Origin of the sequence: Actinoplanes sp. CA-131856 (assembly GCF_050956135.1) — a bacterium.
Classification (GTDB): domain Bacteria; phylum Actinomycetota; class Actinomycetes; order Mycobacteriales; family Micromonosporaceae; genus Actinoplanes.
This window is the reverse complement of sequence record NZ_CP191849.1, coordinates 4,571,289-4,589,909: the sequence shown is the minus strand read 5'-3', so window position 1 is coordinate 4,589,909 and position 18,621 is coordinate 4,571,289. Positions and strand designations below refer to the sequence as shown.

Genomic DNA, 18,621 nt, shown 5'->3' with positions numbered 1-18,621 from the left:
CGCGCCAATTATCAGGTGGAAGTTGTCAGGCGAGGCCGTTGTCGCTGATGAAGGCCTTGGCCACAGTGGCCGTGTCCTGCTTGTCGACCTGCACCTTGGCCAGGTACTGGGTCAGGTTCTCGGTGGTGAGCTTGGCCGAGACCGCGTTGAGGGCGCCCGAGACGGTCGGGTTGTTGGCCTCGCTGCGGATCAGCGGAATGATGTTCTCGGCCAGGTAGAGGTTCTTGGTGTCCTCGAGCACGACCAGCTTCTTGGTCGCGATGGCCGAGTCGGTGGAGAAGATGTTGGCCACGTCGATCTTGCCGTCGAGCAGGGCGTTCAGGGTGAGCGGTCCACCCGCGTCGAGCGGCTTGAACTCCTTGAACGTGATGCCGTACAGCTCCTTGAGGCCCTTGAGGCCCTGGTAGCGCTCCTGCCACTCGGGTCCGGCGCCGATCGAGAGCTGACCGGCGACCGGCTTGAGGTCGTCGATCGTCTTGAGGTTGTGCTTGGTCGCCGTCTCCTGGGTGACGGTCAGCGTGTCCTTGTCCTCGGCGGCCGACTGCTCGAGCACCTCGGTGCCGGCCGGCAGCACCTTCTTCAGCTCGGCCAGCACGTCGTCGGGCTTGGAGACGCCCTGCGGGGCGCCACCGGTGTGCAGCGCCGAGAGGAGCGCGCCGTTGTACTCGGGCAGCAGGTCGATCGAGCCGTCCTGGAGCGCCTTGAGGTAGAGCTCGCGGGCGCCGATGTTGAACTGCCGCTTGACCTGGACACCCTTGGCCTCGAGGGCCTGCGAGTAGATCTCGGCCAGCAGCTCGCTCTCGGCGAAGTTGGCCGAGCCGACCGTGACGGCCGACGAACCGGCCGACGAGTTGCCGGAGTCGGACGACAGCGGGTCCTCGTCGGCGCCGCAGGCGGCCGTCCCCAGAAGCAGCGCGGCGGCCAGCGCCGTGCCGATCATGCGTACACGCATATTCACAGACTCCTTCAGAAGCGCCCGGACACACCGGGCGACACGACCCAGCGCTGCACGAGCGCCAGGAAAAGGTCGAGCACGACCGCCAGCACCGCGACGACGATGGCGCCGGCCAGCACACGGGAGTAGTCGTTGACGGCGAGGCCGTCGATCAGGAGGCGGCCGAGACCGCCGAGGCCGACCGCGGCGGCCACCGTGGCGGTGGCCACCACCTGGAGGGCGGCGCTGCGGAAGCCGCCCATCATCACGGGCAGCGCCATCGGCAGCTCGACGCGGGTGAGGACCTGCCAGGGGCGCATGCCCATGCCCTTGGCGGCGTCCACGACACGGCGGTCGAGGGTGCGCATGCCCGCGTAGGCCGACGTGAGGATCGGCGGGACGACCAGCACGGTCAGGGCGATGAGCACCGGGAGCAGACCCAGGCCGAGCAGCGTGACCATGAGCATCAGCAGGCCGAGGGTGGGCAGCGAGCGGCCGGCGTTGCCGGCGTTGATGGCGATGAACGAGCCCTTGCCGGTGTGCCCGATGTAGAGGCCGATCGGCAGGGCGATGACCGTGCCGATGAGCAGGGCCAGGAACACGTACCAGATGTGGGAGAGCAGCAGCTGCGGGAAGCCGCCGGCGGCGCTGGGGTCCCAGTTGGCCGGGTCGAAGAGGTAGGAGAGGTTCATGCGCGGGCCCAGGGGGTGACGGCGCGCTGGATCAGCACGATGACGAGGTCGGCCACCGCGGCCAGCAGCACCGACAGGACGATGCCGACGATGATCGGCTCGACGTAGAAGAGCTGGAAGCCGCGGGTGAACAGCTGGCCGAGGCCGCCGATGCCGATCAGGGCGCCCACGCTGACCAGGCTGATGTTGGCCACCGTGGCCACCCGCAGGCCGGCCAGGATGACCGGCAGCGCGATCGGCAGCTCGACGTCGACGAGGCGGCGCGTGCGGCGATATCCCATCGCGGTGGCCGACTCGTTCACCAGCTTGTCGACCGAGCGCAGGCCGTCGGCGACCGTGCGGGCGAGCAGGGCCACGGTGTAGATGGTCAGCGCCACCACGATGTTCAGCGGCGACAGGATCTTCGTGCCGAGCACGACCGGCAGGAAGACGAACAGGGCCAGCGACGGGATCGAGTAGAGCACGCCGCAGACGTTGACCAGCGGGTGGTAGAGCCACGGGAAGCGCACGCCGAGATAGCCGATGGGCAGGGCGATGACGAATCCGAGCAGCACCGGCACGAGCGCCAGATAGAGATGCTGGCGCAGGGCCGCCAGGACGGTGTCCGAGTTGTTCTGAAGGTATTGGATCACGAGGCCCGCCGGGCGATCAGATAGTCGACCAGGTCGTGGTGCTTGACCACGCCGTCGCAGACGCCGTCGCCGTTCACGCGGACCGCGACACCGACCGGCGAGCTGATCGCCAGGTCGGTGACGATGCGCAGGGAGTCGGACGCCGTGAAGGTGCCGCCGAGCGCGACCTCACCGGTGGGGGTCTTCCAGGCGACGGGGCGGCCGTCGGCGTCGATGACCAGGTCGGCGCCTGCGGGCGAGACCGGCACGGACGACGCGGAGTCGAAGGAGAGGCTGCGGATGCCCCGGTCGCGCCCGACAAACGAGGCGACGAAGTCGTCGGCCGGCTTGTCGAGGAGCTCCTGGGGCGTGCCGAACTGGGCCAGGACCCCGCCCTGGCGCAGGACGGCCACGTAGTCGCCGAGCTTGATGGCCTCGTCGATGTCGTGGGTGACCATGGCGATGGTCTTGCCGAGGTCCTGCTGGAGGCGAAGGAACTCGGTGTGCAGCTGGGCCCGCACGACCGGGTCGACAGCGCTGAACGGCTCGTCCATGAGCATCACGGGCGGATCGGCGGCCAGCGCCCGGGCCACGCCGACGCGCTGCTGCTGTCCACCGGAGAGCTGCGCCGGATAGCGCTTGGCGAACTCGGCGGCCAGGCCCACCCGCTCCAGCAGCTCCAGCGACGCCGTGCGGGCCTCGCGCCGGGTCTTGCCCAGCAGCACCGGCACGGTGGCGACGTTGTCGAGCACCGTGCGATGCGGGAACAGGCCGGCGTGCTGGATGACGTATCCGATGCCGCGGCGCAGCTCCGCCTCGTCCTGACCGGTGACGTCCCGTCCGTCGATCAGGACCCGGCCCGAGGTCGGCTCGACCATTCGGTTGATCATGCGCAGCGATGTGGTCTTGCCGCAGCCGGACGGACCGACCAGAACCGTCATCTTTCCGGTCGGCAACTCCATCGAGAGGTGGTCGACCGCGGTACCGCCGCCGGGGTAGATCTTGACGACGTCCTCGAAAGTGATCATGGTTCTCCTGGGCGGTCGTCTGAATGGCGCTATTCATACTTGCGGTGTAGTGAATAGGCTGTCAACGGAAGGCCGGAGCCCGTTACGGTCCGGAAACCTTCAAGCTGGAGATCACTATGGAGGTGTTTCTCGACGGCCGCACGTTGACGATCGAGCACCTGGTCGCCGTCGCCGAGAGTGCCGCCGGGGTCACCGTCGACGAGGCGGCGCTGCGCCTGATCGACGAGCGGCACGCGCTGCTGCATCTCGCCCGCGAGCACGGCGCGGTCTACGGCGCCAACACGGGCGTGGGCGCGAACCGGCACGAGGGCACGTCGGAGGGTCACGGCCTGCGGCTGCTGCGCAGCCATTGCGCGGCGGTGGGCCCGGAGGTCGACGACGTCACGGCCAGGGCGACCATGGCCGTACGCCTGAACCAGATCCTCGCCGGCGGCAGCGGCATCTCCCGCCGGGTGGCCGAGTCGCTGGCCGGGGCGCTGAGCGCCGGCGCCGTGCCCGCCCTGCACTCGTGGGGCGCGATCGGCACGGGCGACCTGGCCTCCCTGGCCGAGCTCGCGCTCACCCTGGCCGGCGAGCGCCCGTGGCGCTCCGGCGACGCGCCGCCCACGGTCATCGACGCCACCGACGCATTGCCGATGATCAGTTCGAGCGCGCTGACCGTGGCCACCGCGGCCCTGGCCCTGAGCCGCGTCGAGCGCCTCCTCCAGGCGTCCACAGTGGTCGCCGCCCTGTCCTTCCTGGCCCTGCGTGGCAACCCGGAGGCGTACCACCCGGCCGTGCACACGGCCCGCGCCCACCCCGGCCAGGCCGAGGTGGCGGCGACGATGAGCCGGCTGGTGGCCGGGGCCGGCGAGCCCGCCCGCATCCAAGACCCCTTCGGTCTGCGGGTGCTCCCCCAGGTCACCGCGCCGGCCGCGCACGCCGCGCGGCAGCTGCGCTACGTGCTGACCGAGGAGATCAACGCGGCCGTGGAGAATCCGCTGGTCACGGCGGACGCGGTGCTGCACCACGGCCAGTTCCACACGGCGACGGTCGCCACCAGCCTCGACACGCTGCGCGGCTCGTTCCTGCCGGTGCTGGCGCTCTCGTCGGCCCGGCTCGGCCTGCTGATGCGGCCCGACATGACCGGGCTGCGGGCGTTCCTGGCCGACGGCCCGGCCGGCAGCTCGGGCCTGATGATCAGCGAGTACGTGGTGCAGGACGTGCTGACCGAGATCCGCGTCGGCATGCAGCCGATCTCGGCCGGCACGCTGACCATCTCGCTCGGCCTGGAGGAGCACGCCAGCTTCGCCACGCAGGGCGCGCGGGCGCTGCGGGCGATGGCCGACCTGGCCCCGACGTTGCTGGCGGCCGAGCTGGTGGCCGCGGTCCGGGCCCTGCGGATGGCGCCCGGCCGGTTACCCGAGGGGCCGGCCCTCCAGGCGTACGACATGGCCTCGAAGGTCTTGGACCCCGAAGCCGGCGACCGGCCGATCGGCGTCGATCTCACCGCCGCGGCCGAGGTGCTGCCCCTGCTGGCGAGTTACAGCGGGCGCAGCTCGTCGGCGTAGCTGACCGCCTTGCGCCGCATGACGCCGCTCTCGCTGATCGAGTACTGCCCCATGCGCCAGAGCGGCGGCGAGTACGCGTGGATCGACACCGACCCGTCGACCGCGCCCGACATGCGGTGGATGTGGTCGGGACCGAAGGCGAACGCGCGTCCCGCCTCGACCACCCGGTTCACCGGCTCACCGCCCATCCGCGGATTGGCCTCGTTGACCGCACCCCGGGTGACCGCCACCGCGCCCGAGGAGATGTCGTGGTCGTGCCAGCCCGTGTCGTCCTCGGTGTTCCAGCAGAGCACCCACACGTCGATGTCGCTGTCGCGGTAGAGCGACGCGTAGTGCCGCTTGCCGGTGTCGTGCCGCACCAGCGGCTCCCACAGCTCGGCCCGCGCGGCCAGCTCGGCCACCCAGAGCTGGAGCTCCTTGGGGCTCAGGGCCCGGCCGGGCAGGGCGGGCAGGTGCGCCGGATCGGTGACCGCGACGGTGTCGGTCGTCATCTCGGTTCTCCTGTCAGCAGATGACGGGGGTTGGCGGTGAACAGCGCGTGGCGGAACGCGTCGCCCAGGCCAGGGTCGACCGGCTCCGCGTACGGGCGGTCGGAGCCGTGCACGAGCGGGTCGACGCCGACGACGCGGGTGAGGGCGTCGATCGCGCGCGTGCCGTACGAGCTGGTCTCGTAGTAGACGTACGGGTCGAGCGGGCCGAGGGCGCCACCGCGGGCCGCGAGCCGCTCGTGGTGCAGCGGGGCCAGGCCGGCCAGGGCGACGAAGGCGATCCGCAGGCGGGGGTGCTGCTTGCGGCCGGCAACGTGCCACGCGAGCCAGGCGCTGTGCATCTGGGCCACGTACGGCACCATGGCCGGCCACCACGAGGGCGCGCCCGGGTCGCAGGCGGGGGCCGGGCCGGGGTGCACGAGCACCGGCTTGTTCGCCCGCTCCGCCTCCTCGAGCAGGGGGCCGATCCGCTCGATGGCGGCCGGGTCGGCCAGCGCGGTCGCGGGCAACTGGACGCCGGCGACACGGTCCTCGGTGAGGATCTTGGCCAGCGCCGACGGGTCGGGCGCGGCCACGGAGGCGGCGGCCCAGATGCGGAACGGGTCGGGCAGCGCGAGGCCGCTCTCGTGCCAGACGTCGAGCAGCTCGGGCGAATCCAGATATTCCATACCTAGCGGAGAGGAGATGGAGAGGATCACCCACTCCTTACCCTCCGCGATCTCACGGGCGCGGCGTTTCTCCACGTCATGGGCATGCGGATCAACCTCGTAGGGCGCCTCGCCGGGCAGATACAAGGTCCACTCGCGCAGGTAAGGGTACGAATTCCGGCGCCTGAGAGCCTCGACCAGGCGCGCCGGCCAGAAGTGCTGATGACAGTCGATCAGCATGGCCGGTTCTCACTCTCCGTGGGAGGGAAGCGCTTCACAAGTTTCCAAAGTGAAGCGCTTCCCTGGTCGCGAATGCAACGCGATCCCACTCTCCGGAACGGGTGTTACCCTCAGTCGATGTCACGGCAGCAACCGCGACGGACCCTCCAGGATCTGGCGACCGCCGCCGGGCTGTCCCTGGCCGCTACCTCGTACGCGCTGCGCGGCGTGCGCGGCTCCCCCGAGACCATCCGCCGGGTGCGCGAGCTGGCCGACGAGCTCGGTTACACGGTCGACCCGATCGCCCGGGCGCTGGCCAGCGGGCGTACGGGATCGGTCGGCGTCTCGGGGTCGCTGCGCGACCTGTGGCAGCAGGACCTCTCGGTGCTGCTGACCCGGGCCCTGCGCAGCCGGGGCCGCTACGCGACGATCGCCGACGCCGACGCCGACCCCTCGCAGGAGCGCCTGATCGTCGAGCAGTTCGCGGCCCAGCGGGTCGACGGCGCGATCGTCTCCCCGGTCGACCCCTCGGCGTCGTACTGGCGGCTGCTCGACCCGGAGGTCGCGGTGGTCTCGCTCGGCGACGCCCTGACCGAACGGCCGGGGTCGGGGTGCGTGCTCTTCGACAACGAGTACGGCGTCACGGCCGCCCTCGGCCATCTCCAGGAGCTCGGACATCGCCGGGTCGGCATGCTGGCCCCGTCCCTGCCGTCCACGCCGGGCCGCCCGTCCGAGGTGCTGGCGCCGCGCATCGCCGCCTCGATCGGCCTCGACCTCGACATCGTCTCGGCCCCGGCCGCCACGACCGAGGCCGTCACGGTGGTGTCGGCGCTGCTGGCCTCCCGCGATCGGCCGACCGCGCTGTTCTGCCTGAGCGACTCGCTGGCCTTCGCCGCCTATCACGCGGCGCGGGCGGCCGGCCTGCGCGTCCCGTCCGACGTCTCCGTCATCGGGTACGACGACCACCAGCTGGCCGCCCTGGTCAGCCCGGGCCTGACCACGATGGCGTGGGACGAGGACGCCATCGTGGAATCGGCCGTGGGGCAGCTCATCGACCGCTCGGCGGCGCCGTCGCCGTTCCGCCCGGCGCTGGTCGAACGGGGATCGACCAGCCGCCCTCCAGCAGGGTGACGAACCGGTCGATCTCCGGCCCGAACGGCCGGTCATGGGTGCCGACCGCCCCGCCTGTCCGACCGGACTCGCCCTCTTTGTCGCGCAGGAGGCGGCCCTGGCCGACGGCGAGGATCTCGCAGGCGAGGACGTCGCGGAGACCGGTGGCGGCCTCGGTGAAGCACTCGTACGCCTCGAAGCCGAAGCTCTGCACATCCTCCTGGCCGGTCGACGTCTCCATCGGGCCGATAAGCGCGGGCACCGCGAAGCGCCGCAGCCGGTGGGCGGTGCCGACGGCCCGCTTGTGCACCGAGACCATGCCGGCGTGCCGCCCCGGCGCGTCCGAGAGCTGGCGGGGCAGCCCGGTCACCTGCGGGTCGAGCAGGCGGTGCAGGCGGGCCGCGCCCAGCTCGGCCAGGTGCACCAGCGCGGTGGTCACCGAGCTCAGCGCCGCGGTCAGGTCCGTACCGGCGAAGCCGGCCGTGCCGACGAACCGGCCGTCCAGGTGGGCCGGCGAGTCGGTCACGGCGCTCAGCGCGCGATCGACGGCCTCCTCCAGAGACCCGGCGGCCCGCAGAGCGACCGCGAGGGCGGCGGCGGTCACCCGGAACGAGACCGGCGCCTGGAGCGCTCGCGCCGGGGCGTCGCCGCGCCGATCACTCAGCGCCGCGAGGATCGCCGCCAGCTCGGCGTCGCCGCGCGCGGTCGCCGGGTGCAGCGGGTCGCGACTGGCCCCGATCAGGGCCATCTCGTCGCCCGCCACCGCCACGATCTGGTCGACGAGGACGCGGGTCGCCGCGGCCGCCAGCACCGACAGGCCGGTCAGCCCGGGCACGCCCTCCAGGAACGCGACGCCCTCCTTGGGACCGAACGAATAGCCGCCCTCCAGCACGGCCAGGCCGAGGTGGGCGAGCGGGATGATCTCGCCGGCGGCGCCGCCCCGCAACGGGACCGGGGGCTCGGCGCCGGCTTCGAGCATTCCGGCCAGGTGCCGGCAGAGCCCGGGTGAGACTCCGGCCGCGGGATCGAGGAAGTTCCGCAGCCGTACGGCCATGAGCGCTCGCGCCTCGGCCGGGCGCAACCACGGCGCCGAGCCGGCCGCGCGGCCCGCCATCAGTGTGTTCTGGTGCCGCTTCTGGGCCTCGGCGTCGAGGCGTACCCCCGAAAGCGCGCCCATCCCGGTGTTGACGCCGTAGACGGGTTCGTCGCCGGCCAGGTCGGCCAGCGCCGACGCGCGGGAGGCGGCCAGGCCTTCGAGGAGGTCGCCGGACAGCTCGGGCGCCGCTCCCCCGGCGATCGCGGCGACGGCGGAACGGTCGAGGTCGGCGGGCCGGGTGATCTTCATCGGTACCTGAGCATCGTGCCGGCGCCGGCCGCCTCGGCCCGGGTCAGGATCAGGTGGGCCAGGGCCACGTCGAGGATCGACAGGCCGCGATGCCACAACAGGATCCGCTCGTCCGGCGACTCGCGGCCCGGTTTCCGGCCGCTCACGATGTCGCCGAGCTGGGCGTAGAGGGTCTCCTCGCTCAGGCGGCCGGTGTCGACATGCGCGCGCAGCGCCCCGAAGCGGCCCGACTGCGACTCGCGCCAGTCGTCGACGACCACCTTGTCCATGACGTCGAGCAGATCAAGTTCAACGGCGCTGATGGTGCCGTACGGCACCACGAAGGCACCCGGCCTGACCAACGCCGTCCGCAGCAGCGGTCGCGGCTCGGTCAGGCGTGACGCCTCGACCAGGATGTCGGCCCCGTCGAACACCTCGTCGGCGGTCTCCACCACGCGGACCGGGGTGTCGGTGACCTCGCGCAGCCGCGCGCCGAAGGCGTCCCGCGACTCGGCCCGGCGGCTGGTGACCCTGATCTCGTCGAGCTCGAACAGCCGGTCCAGCAGCGTGATGTTGGCGAAGGCGGTGCCGCGGGCGCCGACGTGACCGAGCACGCGGGAGTCGGGCCGGGCCAGATGTTTGGCGCCGACGGCGGTCATCGCGCCGGTGCGCATCTCGGTGATCCAGGTGGCGTCCATGATGGACAGGGGGACGCCGGTGTGCGGGTCGAACAGCGTCACCATGGCCAGCTCGCTGGGCAGGCCGCGCTCGTAGTTGGGCACGAAGTCGCCGACCACCTTGACGCCGGCCACGCCGAGCGGCTTCACGTGCCCGCGCAGCACGTTGAAGTGGCCCACGCCGCCGTTGTCCGGCACCAGGTGGGTACGCGGCTCGAAGACGGTCTCGCCCCGCCCGTGCGCGGCGACGACCGACTCGACGGCGGCGATCGCGTCGTCCGGCCCGACGCCGAGCTCCTCGATGTCCGGGCCGGAGAGGAACCGCAGATGAATCATCGAATGCACCCTTGTCCGATCGTGTTTTAGGCTATTCAGGGTAGATCGGGGGCGGGATGGACATCGGACAGGCTGAGGATTGGCTGCTCGACCTCGCCCGGCGGCATCGGCTCTCGCCCTCGCAGCGGCAGATCGTGCAGCGCATGCTGGGCATGTTCCCGGACGTGGCGTTCCTGTCGACCATCGAGATCTCCAAGCGGGCCGGCGTGAGCCAGCCGACCGTGACCCGGCTGGCGACCGCCCTCGGCTTCGCCGGCTACCCGGACTTCCGCGCCGCCCTGCGCGCCGTGGTGCTGTCGTCGGTCACACCTCCCGCAACCGGCCTGTCCGCGGCGGCCCTTTCCCCAGCCGGCTCCTCCACCGACAACCCTTCGGCGACCGACCCTTCGGCGACCACCTCCGCAGCGACCGGCTCCTCGGCGACCGGCTCCGCCGACGGCACCTCCTCGAGCGGCCCCACTGCCGATGGCCCCTCCCCGAGCGGCGGCGCTGCCGACGGCACCTCCTTTGCGGGCACTTTCACTGCGCCCTCGCCCGGCGCCCGCATTCCCTCGCCCGGCACCCGCATTCCCTCGCCCGGCGCCCCCGCGTCGTCTCCCGGCGCTCGCGTGCCGTCTCCCGGCGCCCGCGTGCCGTCTCCCCGGCACAGCGCGATCGATCAGGAGACCGCGAATGTCGCCGGGCTGGCGCGGGCCGCCCGGCACCTGCCCGCGGCCGTCGAAGCCCTCGCGGCGACCTCTCCCCTGGGTGTGGTCGGACTGCGCGCCTCGGCCGCCCTCGCCGACTATTTCGGATATTTCGCCCGACGGGCGCTTCCGGCGGTTCAGGTGTGCACCGATGCCGGGAGCGCCGGCGACTTCGTCCTGCAACTGCGGCAGGAGGGCGCCACGGCGGCGCTGTTCTTCGCCATGCCGCGCTATCCGGCCGCAACGGTCTCGGCCATGCGGCTCGCCCGCGGGCTCGGCCTGACCACCGTGGTGATCGCCGACACGGCGCTGGCGCCCTTCGCCGGGGACGCCGACGTGCTTCTGGTGGCCCCGGTCGGCACCGGGCTGGTCTTCGACTCCCACGCGGCGGTGGTGGTGCTGGCCGTCAGCCTGCTCGACGCGATCGCCGCCACCGACCCGGGAAGGACCCAGGAGCGCCTCGAAGCTCACGAGGCGCTCGTGGACCGCTGGGTCTACTGACCCCGTCCTATTGACCGGACGCCGACAGGATCTCGCGGGCCTCTGCCTCATCTCCGGGGGCGACGTACACGTGCACGCCGTTGAGCTGTAACTGCGGTTCCTGCTGGCCCGCGTCGTCCGCGGACACGCCCACCTTCAGCCCGTAGCTGCGCAGCAGACCTGCGATGATCTCCGCCTCCGACCGGCTGGAGACGACCGCGACCGACACCACATCCTCGCTAATCATGGGTCCAAGTGTGGCCTACGATCCGGTTGCCGGCGGAAGCAAGATGGCCCTCACCCGCTCAGCGTGACCGCCAGCACCGCGCCGCCCGCCGTCTCGGCGAACTCCAGCCGCGCGAGCGTCTCCCGATCGATCACCGGAACCACGACGATGTCCCCCGCACGACCAGGCCTCGCCTCGGCTTCTTCCCCGCCGACCGGCCGCCATCGCCCACTCGCGGCAGCGGCGGGGCCGATCGCGGCGACGCCCGGGCCGACGGCGCAGAGGGCGGCCAGCAGCACCAGGTGGGAGATGTCGGCGCCGGCCACGGGCGGGTGCCCGGGCCATCGCTCCACGTCCACGTGGGACGCGACCTCGACCGGATCGGGCACCAGGAGCTCCGGGTCGACCGGGGGCCGCCATCCGGGCGAGGCGGCCTCGACCGCGTGGGCCCGGACGGTTTCCACGACGACCTCCGGCGCACCCAGATCCCGGAGGGCGGCGATTTTGGCAGCGGCCCGGACGAGAGTCGTCCGGGCCACCTTCGGGAGCTCGACCGCATGCTCCGGCATCTTCAGGGCCGCGGCCACCTCGGTCAGGGCGTCACCGGTCAACCACACGCGCTCGGCCAGCAGGCCCACCTCGAACGCCGGGAGCCGCTCCCGCACGTAGGCCGTCAGCGCACCCGCGAACCCCGGCGTGGCCTGTCCCGCCGCGCGATGATCCGACAACGCGGCTCGCACCGCCGCGTCCAGCGCCCACACCTCGGCCCGGCCGACCGGAAACACGTGCTCTCCGCCGGGGAAGAGACCGGTCAGCGCTCCGCTCCCGTCGGCGGCGAGGGCGTCGGTGCTCCGCACAGCGGGGACGGTGGCCACACCCTGATCATGCACGACCGTCGCGCGGGACGTCAGCCCGCGGTGAACTCGAGGAGGGCACCCGGATTGCCCAGCCGGCTGGTCGGCCGGCCGGTCAGGTCGTTGGTGGACCCGGCGGCGTCGGTGGCCACGTAGAACGTGCGGCCGTCCTCGCCGGCGGCCACGTCGCGGTAGCGGTTGACCGTGCGCCACAGGGCTTCCGTCCGCCCGGAGCGGTCCACCCGGTAGACCGCTCCGTTCTTCAGCGACGGGATGAGCACCGACCCCTCCCAGCCGTCGATGGCCGCCGAGTCGACGACCTCGGCGCTGGACGGGGCGATCGTCGGCCAGCAGAGGTGCCCGCACTCCCCCTCGAAGTCGTGGTCGGCGGCCACGGTGAAGAACGTCCGCAGCGGCGGCACGAAGCTGAGTTCGGTGAAGGACGACTCGGTCTGCCGGGGAACGGACGGCGGGATCCGGTAGTCGCTGAAGGTGAGGCTCCGGCAGTCCGGCGCGGCCGACCAGTTCGCGTAGACGTACGCCTTGTCGTCGCGATATCCGGCCACGCGCGGCCACCCGTAGTTGCCGCCGGGCCGGATCAGGTTCAGCTCGTCGTCGGACTTCGGCCCCTGCTCGGTCGAGTACAGCCGGCCGGCCGAGTCGAACGCGATCCCCTGGGCGTTGCGATGTCCATAGGAGTACACGTGAGTGCGTACACCCGCAAGAAAGGGGTTGTCGGCCGGAACCGAGCCGTCCGGGCCGAACCGCAGGATCTTGCCCTGATAACGCGTGAAGTCACTGGCCGAGACCGGCAGCTCCTGGGCGAGGTTGGCGTCGCAGGCCCGCTCGAACTGGTTGGCGCCGCCGTCGCCGACCGTGAGATAGAGCTTGCCGTCGGGCCCCAGCACGAGCCGCCCCGACACGTGGTCGATGGTCGCCGGCAGCCCGACGATCACGTCCCGCGGATCGCCCATCGTCCCGCGTGCGGCGTCGTACGTGTACCGCCGCACGTTCAGCGGCCCGTTCGTGTAGGCGACGAAGACGTACGGCAGGTCGAGCGCCATCCCCAGCAGCCCGTCCTGCGTGCCGGCGGCCCGGCTCGGCACCGTGCCGACCACCGCGCGCGCCCCGGTCCGGGGGTCGACGCGGGTCACCCGCCCGGCCGTCCGCTCGGTCACCCACAGAAAGCCGTCCGGTCCTCTGAGGACCTCCCACGGATTCTCCAGGCCGTCGGCCACGACCCGCATGGTGAACGGCGGTTCCGGAAGCGCCGCCGGCACCAGCCCCAGCACCAGCCCGAGGACGGCGCCGAACACTTGCACGAACCTCGTCATGCCCTGTTTGTCGCACACGGGACCGGCCCCGGGGGCGTTTTGGCCGTCACGGCCATCACAAAGGTGAACCCACCGGTCCGTTTAGCGTCGTTCCGGGCATGCGTATCAGTGACGCCCTGCGCGACGTGGCCCTCGAACCACGGACCGATCTGGCCGCCGCCCTCGACCGCTACTACTCCCCCACGTACACCCACCGCAGCGACGGCAAGCTCATGGACCGGGAGGCCTTCGCCGCCATGGCGGCCGGGCTCCGCGATCGCATCAGGAGCGGCACCGTCACGGTCCTGGACGAGCTGACCGACGGCCGCCACTACGCCGAGCGGCACATTTACGAGGTCACCATGACCGACGGCAGCGAACTCAAGCGGGAGGTGTACGTCTTCGGGACGCTCGCCGCCGACGGGCGGTTCGAGCAGCTCTCCGAGACCGGGATCGAGGTGGCGCAGCCGTGATCCGCCTCCCCGACCCCGATCCGGCGTCGCTGCCGCCCGGCGTGCCGCCCGACCCGATGGTCAAGATGCTGAGCCACTCCCCCGCCACCGTCGAGCTGTTCATCCAGCTGGCCCGCGCCCAGTTCGCGTCGCTGGCCCTCCCGGCCCGCTCCCGCGAACTGGTCGTCCTGACCGTGGCGGTGACCCAGGAGTGCTCGTTCGAGCTGGCCCAGCACGAGCCGATCGCGCTGCGGGCCGGCCTGGAGCCCTCCGTCCTCGACCTGATCCGGCGCGGCCGTTTCGACGATCCGCTGCTTTCCGACCACGACCGCACGCTGCTCCGCTTCACCCGGGCCGTGCTGGCCGGACCGACCGTCGGCGACGAGCTGTTCGCCTCGGTGCGGGCCGTGCTCACGCCCCGCGAGATCGTCGAGGTGCTCCAGGTCATCGGCTACTACTGGACGTTCAGCCGGGTCAACACGGTGCTCCAGGTGCCACTGACCGAGGTCTACAACTAGTTGCCCACGCCGAGCGCGCTCATGAACGCCGCCGGGTAGCGGTCGCCCCGGGCCGAGCCCTTCGGCACGGCCCGCTCGATCGCGGCCAGCTCGTCCCCGGTCAGGCTGACGTCCAGGGCCGGCAGCGCCTCGGCCAGGCGGGACCGGGTGCGGGCGCCGACCAGCGGGACGATGTCCGGGCCCTGCGCGGCCACCCAGGCGATGACCAGCTGGGCCACCGTGCAGCCCTTGGCCTCGGCCACGCGGCGCAGCTGGTCGACCAGCGCCAGGTTGTGCTCGACGTTCCCGGGCGCGAAGCGCGGGCCGCGCACCCCCCGGCCGGGGCTCCAATGACCCGAGATCAGACCACGGCCGAGCACGCCGTACGCCGTCAGGCCGATCCCGAGCTCGCGGAGCGTGGGCAGGACCTCGGGCTCGACGGCCCGCGACAACACCGAATACTCCATCTGCACATCGGCGATCGGGTGGACGGCGTGGGCCCGGCGGATGGTTTCCGCACCGACCTCGGACAGGCCGATGTGCCGTACGTAGCCGGCCTCCACCATCTCCTTGACGGCGCCGACGGTCTCCTCGATCGGGACGGTGGGGTCGAGCCGGGCCGGCCGGTAGATGTCGATGTGGTCGACGCCGAGGCGGGTCAGCGAGTACGCCAGGAAGTTCCGCACCGCCTCCGGGCGGGCGTCCTGCGGCCCGGCCACCGGGCCCGGCCCGCGCATCTGCCCGAACTTGACGCTCAGCACGTAGCTGTCCCGGTCGCGGCCGCGCAGCGCCTCGTTGAGCAGCAGCTCGTTGTGGCCCATGCCGTAGAAGTCGCCGGTGTCGACGAGCGTCACCCCGGCGTCCAAGGCCGCGTGCACGGTGGCGATGCTCTCGCCGCGGTCGGCCTCGCCGTACGGGCCGCCCGACATTCCCATCGCGCCCAGGCCGATCGCCGACACCACGGGGCCCGTGCGCCCCAGCTGTTGATTCCTCATGGATCGAGCGTGGGCGCCCGTGACGTCGTACAAAAGCGGAGTCTTGATCGTGGGAGTGCCGCTCCCTGGATGTGCGCCGCCGTGGCGCGGCAGCATGGACGGCATGGAACGTGAGCAGCTGGCCGACTTCCTGCGCCGCCGCCGTGAGGCGATCCGCCCGGCCGAGGTCGGCATCGACGGTGGCCCCCGCCGCCGCACGGCCGGGCTGCGGCGCGAGGAGGTGGCCATGCTGGCCGGCATGTCCGTCGACTACGTGGTCCGCCTCGAACAGGGCCGCAGCAGCCAGCCGTCGGCCCAGCTGCTGACCGCGCTGTCCCGGGCCCTGCGGCTCTCCGACGACGAGCGCACCCACCTGTTCCACCTGGCCGGCCACCAGCCGCCGCCCGCCGACGGCGTGGCCCGCCTGGCCCGCGCCGGTCTGCTGCGCATGCTCGACCTGCTCGGCGACACCCCGGCCATGGTGCTGTCGGATCTGGGCGTGGTGCTCGCGCAGAACCGGATGAGCCGCCTGATGGCCGGTGATCTGACCCGTTTCACCGGCGACGACCGCTACATGATCTACCGCTGGTTCACCGATCCGGCGAGCCGCGGCGTACGCCCGGACGCCGAGGCCGGGCACCACTCCCGCCAGCTCGTGGCCGACCTGCGCGCGGTGGCGGGGCGCCGCGCCGGCGACCCGGTCGTCGAGCGCCTGGTGGCCCGGCTGACAGCGGCCAGCAACGAGTTCCGGGCCCTGTGGTCCGAGCACGAGGTGGCGGTGCGCCGGATGGACCGCAAGACGCTGACCCACCCGCGGGTCGGCGACCTGGTGATGGACTGCGAGACCCTGGTCACCCCCGACCTGGGCCAGGAGCTGCTGGTGCTGACCCCGGCCGACGCCGAGACCCGCGAGCGCCTGGCCCTGCTGGGCGTCCTGGGCGTCGAGGAGTTCGCCTAATCGTTCAGCGCCTCCGCGCAGGCGGCGAGATCGGCCACCAGACGGCCGACCGCCGCCCGGTCGAAGGCCGCCGTCATCCGGCGCTCCACCCCGGCCACGATGGCGCTGGCCTCGGTCAGAATCGCCCGGCCGGCGCCGGTCAGCTGGGTCGGCAGCGCGCGGCCCTGCGGCGCCGTGGCGGCCCGCTCCAGCAGGCCGCGCTCCTCCAGCCCGAGCAGCAGCGCGTGCATCGACTGCCGGGTGACGAAGACCGCGCGGGCCAACTCGGCCGCGGACAGGCCCGGGCGCTGGCCCAGCACCTCCAGGCACGAGTACTGCGACACCGTGAGCCCCAGCGGCCGCAGCGCCGCCTCCATCGCCGCCCGCAGCGCCGACGCGGCCAGCTTCAGCGCATAGCCGACCGACCGGTCCAGGTCCCCTACACCTTGCGTCATGTCAGCATCCTGACATACTCTCGTACATGTCAGTCTCCTGACACCCACGTTCGAGAGGAATCCTCATGCCGATCACCGGACCAGACTTCATCTCCCTGCAGGTGCGCGACCTCGACGCCGCCGCCGACTTCTACGAGACCCGCCTCGGCCTGCGCCGCGCCGCCGGCCCGCCGCATGCGGTCGTCTTCGGCACCAGCCCCGTCCCGTTCGCCCTGCGCACCCCGCTGCCCGGCACCGACCTCACCCACCCCGGCGCCGGCGTGGCCCTCTGGCTGCTCGCCGACGACGCCCAGTCGCTGCACGACGACCTGGCCGCGACCGGCGTCCCGATCGTCACCGATCCCGTGGACGGCCCGTTCGGGCGCACCTTCACGTTCCGCGACCTCGACGGCTACGCCATCACCGTCCACGACAAGGCCTGAGATGGCGCGGCTCACCTCCGTACACAATGTCGAAGGCCCTTGGTCCTTGGCCGTCGGCCGAGCCTTCTGGGAAGGCTTCGCTCCGGCCGCCCTGCGCGACCAGCCGTCGTCGTCCTCCACCCTGCGGACCGTCTTTCGCGCCGAGCACGACTGGACCGTGGCCACCGCGACCGTCCGCCAGGACGGCCCGGCCGCCCACATCACCGTCGAGGGCCCCGGCGACCTGGACGCCGCCACCGACCAGGTCGTCCGCTTCCTGTCCCTCGACATCGACGCCCGCGGCTGGCCGGCGGTCGGCGACCGCGACCCGGTCATGGCCGAGGCGCAGAAAGCCATGTCCGGCCTTCGGCCGTGCGGCTTCCTCTCCCCCTACGAGGCCGCGGCGTGGGCGGTCCTGACCCAGCGCGTACGCCGGACGCAGGCGGCCCGGCAACGCGCCGAACTGCTCGAGGACGGCGCTTTCCCCGCGCCCCAGAAACTGCGCACCCTCGACCTCGACCTGTTCGGCCGCAAAACCGAATATCTGCACGCGGTCGCCGAGGCCGCCCTGGACGGCCGCCTCGACGGGAGGCACCTGCGGGCGCTGGACGCCCCGTCCGCCATCGCCGCCGTCCGCGAGATCACCGGCCTGGGCCCGTTCGGCGCCGAGCTGGTCGTCCTGCGCGGCGCCAACCACCCCGACGCCGTCCCCCACCACGAGCCCCGGTTCGCCGCCGAGCTCACCCGGCTCTACGGCGCCGCCGCCACCCGGGACCAGGTGTCCGAGGCCTGGCGCCCCTTCCGCACCTGGGGCGCCTTCCACCTGCGGGCCCAGTCCGCCCCCGTATTCGAGCGACAAGCCGGCGTGATCGACCCTACGATCCCGGCGTGACGTCATCGACCAACCGCCCGCCCGGCAGCGTGCTGGCCGCGTTCGGGATCACCGAGGAGCCGGTCCTGCTGACCGGCGGGAAAGGCGGAACGTGGTCGGCCGGCCCGCTGGTCGTCAAGCCGGTGGAGTTTCTGCCGGAAACGCTGTGGCGCGCCGAAGTCTTCGACGAGCTGCCGGATTCGGCGGGCTTCAGAGTCGCCCGGCCGGTTCGGACCGAGGACGGCGCCTGGGTGGCCGACGGATGGGAGGCCACCCGTCTCGTCAAGGGCGAGCCCGACGTCCGCCGCCCGGACGATGTCCTCCGGGCCGGAATCGCCTTCCACGAGGCCATCAGCGGCCTGCGGCGGCCGGCCTTCTTGGATCTCCGCGACGACGCCTGGTCCCACGGGGATCGCGTCGCGTGGGAGGAGACGCCCGTCGAAGGATCCCCGGCGGCGATGAAACTGCTGCAACCCCTGCTGGATGCGCGTCACCCGGTCGACCTCGTCTCACAGGCGGTGCACGGCGACCTGCTCGGCAACGTCCTGTTCGCCGCCGGTCTCCCACCGGCCATCATCGACTGGGCCGTGTATTGGCGGCCCCGCTCGTGGGCGTCAGCCGTCGCCGTCGCCGACGCGTTGTGCCGGCACGACGCGCCGCCCGCCTTGCTCACCGGCCGGTCCGACCTTCCGCAGTGGGGCCAGATGCTCATCCGCGCCCTGATCTACCGGATCGTGACGCACGACGAGAACTTCGGGTCCGCCGGATGGACGCCGTATCAGGTCGAGGCGTACCAGCCGGTCATCGAGCTCGCCACCGCGGTCGCCGTCTGATCTCATCCGGTGCGTACCACCGGCCC

The 18,621-nt window shown here is 72.3% G+C and carries 22 protein-coding genes; 9 read left to right on the top strand and 13 right to left on the bottom strand.

All coding sequences use genetic code 11. The features are described from left to right. Window positions 1-25: 25 nt before the first annotated feature. The 4 genes from ACQP2X_RS21175 to ACQP2X_RS21160 are packed head-to-tail and all read right to left on the bottom strand — an operon-like array spanning window position 26 to window position 3,265. Complete coding sequence (locus tag ACQP2X_RS21175; RefSeq protein ID WP_498699533.1) at window positions 26-952, bottom strand: ABC transporter substrate-binding protein; 927 nt, start codon at window positions 950-952, stop codon at window positions 26-28. A gap of 14 nt (window positions 953-966) precedes the next feature. Then, window positions 967-1,626, bottom strand: a complete 660-nt coding sequence (locus ACQP2X_RS21170; protein WP_498699531.1) for an ABC transporter permease — start codon at window positions 1,624-1,626, stop codon at window positions 967-969. Continuing rightward, window positions 1,623-2,258: an ABC transporter permease gene (locus ACQP2X_RS21165; protein ID WP_498699529.1), complete on the bottom strand. Its 636-nt coding sequence runs from the start codon at window positions 2,256-2,258 to the stop codon at window positions 1,623-1,625. The genes ACQP2X_RS21170 and ACQP2X_RS21165 overlap by 4 nt, the downstream gene beginning before the upstream one ends. After that, window positions 2,255-3,265 (bottom strand): ABC transporter ATP-binding protein, encoded by a 1,011-nt coding sequence (locus ACQP2X_RS21160; RefSeq protein ID WP_498699526.1) that lies wholly within the window; start codon window positions 3,263-3,265, stop codon window positions 2,255-2,257. The genes ACQP2X_RS21165 and ACQP2X_RS21160 overlap by 4 nt, the downstream gene beginning before the upstream one ends. A 116-nt stretch (window positions 3,266-3,381) precedes the next feature. Here ACQP2X_RS21160 and ACQP2X_RS21155 point away from each other — a divergent pair, with 116 nt between their 5' ends. After that, a complete protein-coding gene (locus tag ACQP2X_RS21155) occupies window positions 3,382-4,815 on the top strand; it encodes an aromatic amino acid ammonia-lyase (protein WP_498699524.1) in 1,434 nt (477 codons plus the stop codon). Here the strand turns inward: ACQP2X_RS21155 and ACQP2X_RS21150 are convergent. Together ACQP2X_RS21150 and ACQP2X_RS21145 are read right to left on the bottom strand one after the other, a co-directional pair. Continuing rightward, window positions 4,788-5,306: a cysteine dioxygenase gene (locus ACQP2X_RS21150; RefSeq protein WP_498699521.1), complete on the bottom strand. Its 519-nt coding sequence runs from the start codon at window positions 5,304-5,306 to the stop codon at window positions 4,788-4,790. The genes ACQP2X_RS21155 and ACQP2X_RS21150 overlap by 28 nt on opposite strands. Then, window positions 5,303-6,190 carry an amidohydrolase family protein gene (locus ACQP2X_RS21145; RefSeq protein WP_498699520.1) on the bottom strand — a complete coding sequence of 296 codons (888 nt, stop codon included), beginning with the start codon at window positions 6,188-6,190 and terminating at the stop codon, window positions 5,303-5,305. Before ACQP2X_RS21145 ends, ACQP2X_RS21150 begins: the two co-directional genes overlap by 4 nt. 117 nt (window positions 6,191-6,307) lie before the next feature. On the opposite strand from ACQP2X_RS21145, the gene ACQP2X_RS21140 reads away from it, so the two are divergent. Beyond that, window positions 6,308-7,300, top strand: coding sequence for a LacI family DNA-binding transcriptional regulator (locus ACQP2X_RS21140; protein ID WP_498699517.1), 993 nt, complete (start codon window positions 6,308-6,310; stop codon window positions 7,298-7,300). Here the strand turns inward: ACQP2X_RS21140 and ACQP2X_RS21135 are convergent. Together ACQP2X_RS21135 and ACQP2X_RS21130 are read right to left on the bottom strand one after the other, a co-directional pair. Then, entirely contained in the window at window positions 7,218-8,624 is a 1,407-nt protein-coding gene (locus tag ACQP2X_RS21135; RefSeq protein WP_498699515.1) for an aromatic amino acid lyase, read from the bottom strand. The two genes, ACQP2X_RS21140 and ACQP2X_RS21135, sit on opposite strands and share 83 nt — an antisense overlap. Next, on the bottom strand, window positions 8,621-9,616 hold the full coding sequence (locus ACQP2X_RS21130; protein ID WP_498699512.1) for an ornithine cyclodeaminase family protein: 996 nt from the start codon (window positions 9,614-9,616) through the stop codon (window positions 8,621-8,623). Before ACQP2X_RS21130 ends, ACQP2X_RS21135 begins: the two co-directional genes overlap by 4 nt. A gap of 56 nt (window positions 9,617-9,672) precedes the next feature. Here ACQP2X_RS21130 and ACQP2X_RS21125 point away from each other — a divergent pair, with 56 nt between their 5' ends. After that, complete coding sequence (locus tag ACQP2X_RS21125; protein WP_498699509.1) at window positions 9,673-10,803, top strand: MurR/RpiR family transcriptional regulator; 1,131 nt, start codon at window positions 9,673-9,675, stop codon at window positions 10,801-10,803. Between the two features lie 7 nt (window positions 10,804-10,810). Here the strand turns inward: ACQP2X_RS21125 and ACQP2X_RS21120 are convergent, their stop codons facing one another. The 3 genes from ACQP2X_RS21120 to ACQP2X_RS21110 are packed head-to-tail and all read right to left on the bottom strand — an operon-like array spanning window position 10,811 to window position 13,196. Next, complete coding sequence (locus ACQP2X_RS21120; RefSeq protein WP_498699506.1) at window positions 10,811-11,029, bottom strand: hypothetical protein; 219 nt, start codon at window positions 11,027-11,029, stop codon at window positions 10,811-10,813. Between the two features lie 50 nt (window positions 11,030-11,079). Next, window positions 11,080-11,865 carry a hypothetical protein gene (locus ACQP2X_RS21115; protein WP_498699504.1) on the bottom strand — a complete coding sequence of 262 codons (786 nt, stop codon included), beginning with the start codon at window positions 11,863-11,865 and terminating at the stop codon, window positions 11,080-11,082. A gap of 50 nt (window positions 11,866-11,915) precedes the next feature. Beyond that, the gene (locus ACQP2X_RS21110) at window positions 11,916-13,196 is read right to left on the bottom strand and encodes a glucose/sorbosone family PQQ-dependent dehydrogenase (RefSeq protein ID WP_498699503.1); all 1,281 of its coding nucleotides are present in this window, start codon (window positions 13,194-13,196) and stop codon (window positions 11,916-11,918) included. 98 nt (window positions 13,197-13,294) lie between these two features. Between ACQP2X_RS21110 and ACQP2X_RS21105 the strand changes: the two genes are divergently transcribed. Both ACQP2X_RS21105 and ACQP2X_RS21100 read left to right on the top strand, forming a co-directional pair. Then, on the top strand, window positions 13,295-13,648 hold the full coding sequence (locus tag ACQP2X_RS21105) for a hypothetical protein (protein WP_498699501.1): 354 nt from the start codon (window positions 13,295-13,297) through the stop codon (window positions 13,646-13,648). Further along, entirely contained in the window at window positions 13,645-14,145 is a 501-nt protein-coding gene (locus tag ACQP2X_RS21100) for a carboxymuconolactone decarboxylase family protein (protein WP_498699499.1), read from the top strand. The genes ACQP2X_RS21105 and ACQP2X_RS21100 overlap by 4 nt, the downstream gene beginning before the upstream one ends. Here the strand turns inward: ACQP2X_RS21100 and ACQP2X_RS21095 are convergent. Then, complete coding sequence (locus ACQP2X_RS21095) at window positions 14,142-15,119, bottom strand: aldo/keto reductase (protein ID WP_498699498.1); 978 nt, start codon at window positions 15,117-15,119, stop codon at window positions 14,142-14,144. The two genes, ACQP2X_RS21100 and ACQP2X_RS21095, sit on opposite strands and share 4 nt — an antisense overlap. 103 nt (window positions 15,120-15,222) lie before the next feature. Here ACQP2X_RS21095 and ACQP2X_RS21090 point away from each other — a divergent pair, with 103 nt between their 5' ends. Next, window positions 15,223-16,056: a helix-turn-helix transcriptional regulator gene (locus ACQP2X_RS21090; protein ID WP_498699496.1), complete on the top strand. Its 834-nt coding sequence runs from the start codon at window positions 15,223-15,225 to the stop codon at window positions 16,054-16,056. Here the strand turns inward: ACQP2X_RS21090 and ACQP2X_RS21085 are convergent. Further along, entirely contained in the window at window positions 16,053-16,490 is a 438-nt protein-coding gene (locus tag ACQP2X_RS21085) for a MarR family winged helix-turn-helix transcriptional regulator (protein ID WP_498699492.1), read from the bottom strand. The two genes, ACQP2X_RS21090 and ACQP2X_RS21085, sit on opposite strands and share 4 nt — an antisense overlap. Window positions 16,491-16,555: 65 nt before the next feature. On the opposite strand from ACQP2X_RS21085, the gene ACQP2X_RS21080 reads away from it, so the two are divergent. The 3 genes from ACQP2X_RS21080 to ACQP2X_RS21070 are packed head-to-tail and all read left to right on the top strand — an operon-like array spanning window position 16,556 to window position 18,595. Next, entirely contained in the window at window positions 16,556-16,912 is a 357-nt protein-coding gene (locus ACQP2X_RS21080) for a VOC family protein (protein ID WP_498699490.1), read from the top strand. A gap of 46 nt (window positions 16,913-16,958) precedes the next feature. Beyond that, window positions 16,959-17,783: a DNA-3-methyladenine glycosylase family protein gene (locus ACQP2X_RS21075; RefSeq protein WP_498699488.1), complete on the top strand. Its 825-nt coding sequence runs from the start codon at window positions 16,959-16,961 to the stop codon at window positions 17,781-17,783. Next, window positions 17,780-18,595, top strand: coding sequence for a TIGR02569 family protein (locus ACQP2X_RS21070; protein ID WP_498699486.1), 816 nt, complete (start codon window positions 17,780-17,782; stop codon window positions 18,593-18,595). Before ACQP2X_RS21075 ends, ACQP2X_RS21070 begins: the two co-directional genes overlap by 4 nt. Window positions 18,596-18,621 lie beyond the last annotated feature (26 nt).

Bases quoted from the DNA above. Each gene is read 5' to 3' on its own strand.
- ACQP2X_RS21175 (WP_498699533.1), bottom strand. From the start codon at position 952: ATGCGTGTACGCATGATCGGCACGGCGCTGGCCGCCGCGCTGCTTCTG.
- ACQP2X_RS21170 (WP_498699531.1), bottom strand. From the start codon at position 1,626: ATGAACCTCTCCTACCTCTTCGACCCGGCCAACTGGGACCCCAGCGCC.
- ACQP2X_RS21160 (WP_498699526.1), bottom strand. From the start codon at position 3,265: ATGATCACTTTCGAGGACGTCGTCAAGATCTACCCCGGCGGCGGTACC.
- ACQP2X_RS21155 (WP_498699524.1), top strand. From the start codon at position 3,382: ATGGAGGTGTTTCTCGACGGCCGCACGTTGACGATCGAGCACCTGGTC.
- ACQP2X_RS21150 (WP_498699521.1), bottom strand. From the start codon at position 5,306: ATGACGACCGACACCGTCGCGGTCACCGATCCGGCGCACCTGCCCGCC.
- ACQP2X_RS21145 (WP_498699520.1), bottom strand. From the start codon at position 6,190: ATGCTGATCGACTGTCATCAGCACTTCTGGCCGGCGCGCCTGGTCGAG.
- ACQP2X_RS21140 (WP_498699517.1), top strand. From the start codon at position 6,308: ATGTCACGGCAGCAACCGCGACGGACCCTCCAGGATCTGGCGACCGCC.
- ACQP2X_RS21135 (WP_498699515.1), bottom strand. From the start codon at position 8,624: ATGAAGATCACCCGGCCCGCCGACCTCGACCGTTCCGCCGTCGCCGCG.
- ACQP2X_RS21130 (WP_498699512.1), bottom strand. From the start codon at position 9,616: ATGATTCATCTGCGGTTCCTCTCCGGCCCGGACATCGAGGAGCTCGGC.
- ACQP2X_RS21125 (WP_498699509.1), top strand. From the start codon at position 9,673: ATGGACATCGGACAGGCTGAGGATTGGCTGCTCGACCTCGCCCGGCGG.
- ACQP2X_RS21120 (WP_498699506.1), bottom strand. From the start codon at position 11,029: ATGATTAGCGAGGATGTGGTGTCGGTCGCGGTCGTCTCCAGCCGGTCG.
- ACQP2X_RS21110 (WP_498699503.1), bottom strand. From the start codon at position 13,196: ATGACGAGGTTCGTGCAAGTGTTCGGCGCCGTCCTCGGGCTGGTGCTG.
- ACQP2X_RS21105 (WP_498699501.1), top strand. From the start codon at position 13,295: ATGCGTATCAGTGACGCCCTGCGCGACGTGGCCCTCGAACCACGGACC.
- ACQP2X_RS21095 (WP_498699498.1), bottom strand. From the start codon at position 15,119: ATGAGGAATCAACAGCTGGGGCGCACGGGCCCCGTGGTGTCGGCGATC.
- ACQP2X_RS21090 (WP_498699496.1), top strand. From the start codon at position 15,223: ATGGAACGTGAGCAGCTGGCCGACTTCCTGCGCCGCCGCCGTGAGGCG.
- ACQP2X_RS21085 (WP_498699492.1), bottom strand. From the start codon at position 16,490: ATGACGCAAGGTGTAGGGGACCTGGACCGGTCGGTCGGCTATGCGCTG.
- ACQP2X_RS21080 (WP_498699490.1), top strand. From the start codon at position 16,556: ATGCCGATCACCGGACCAGACTTCATCTCCCTGCAGGTGCGCGACCTC.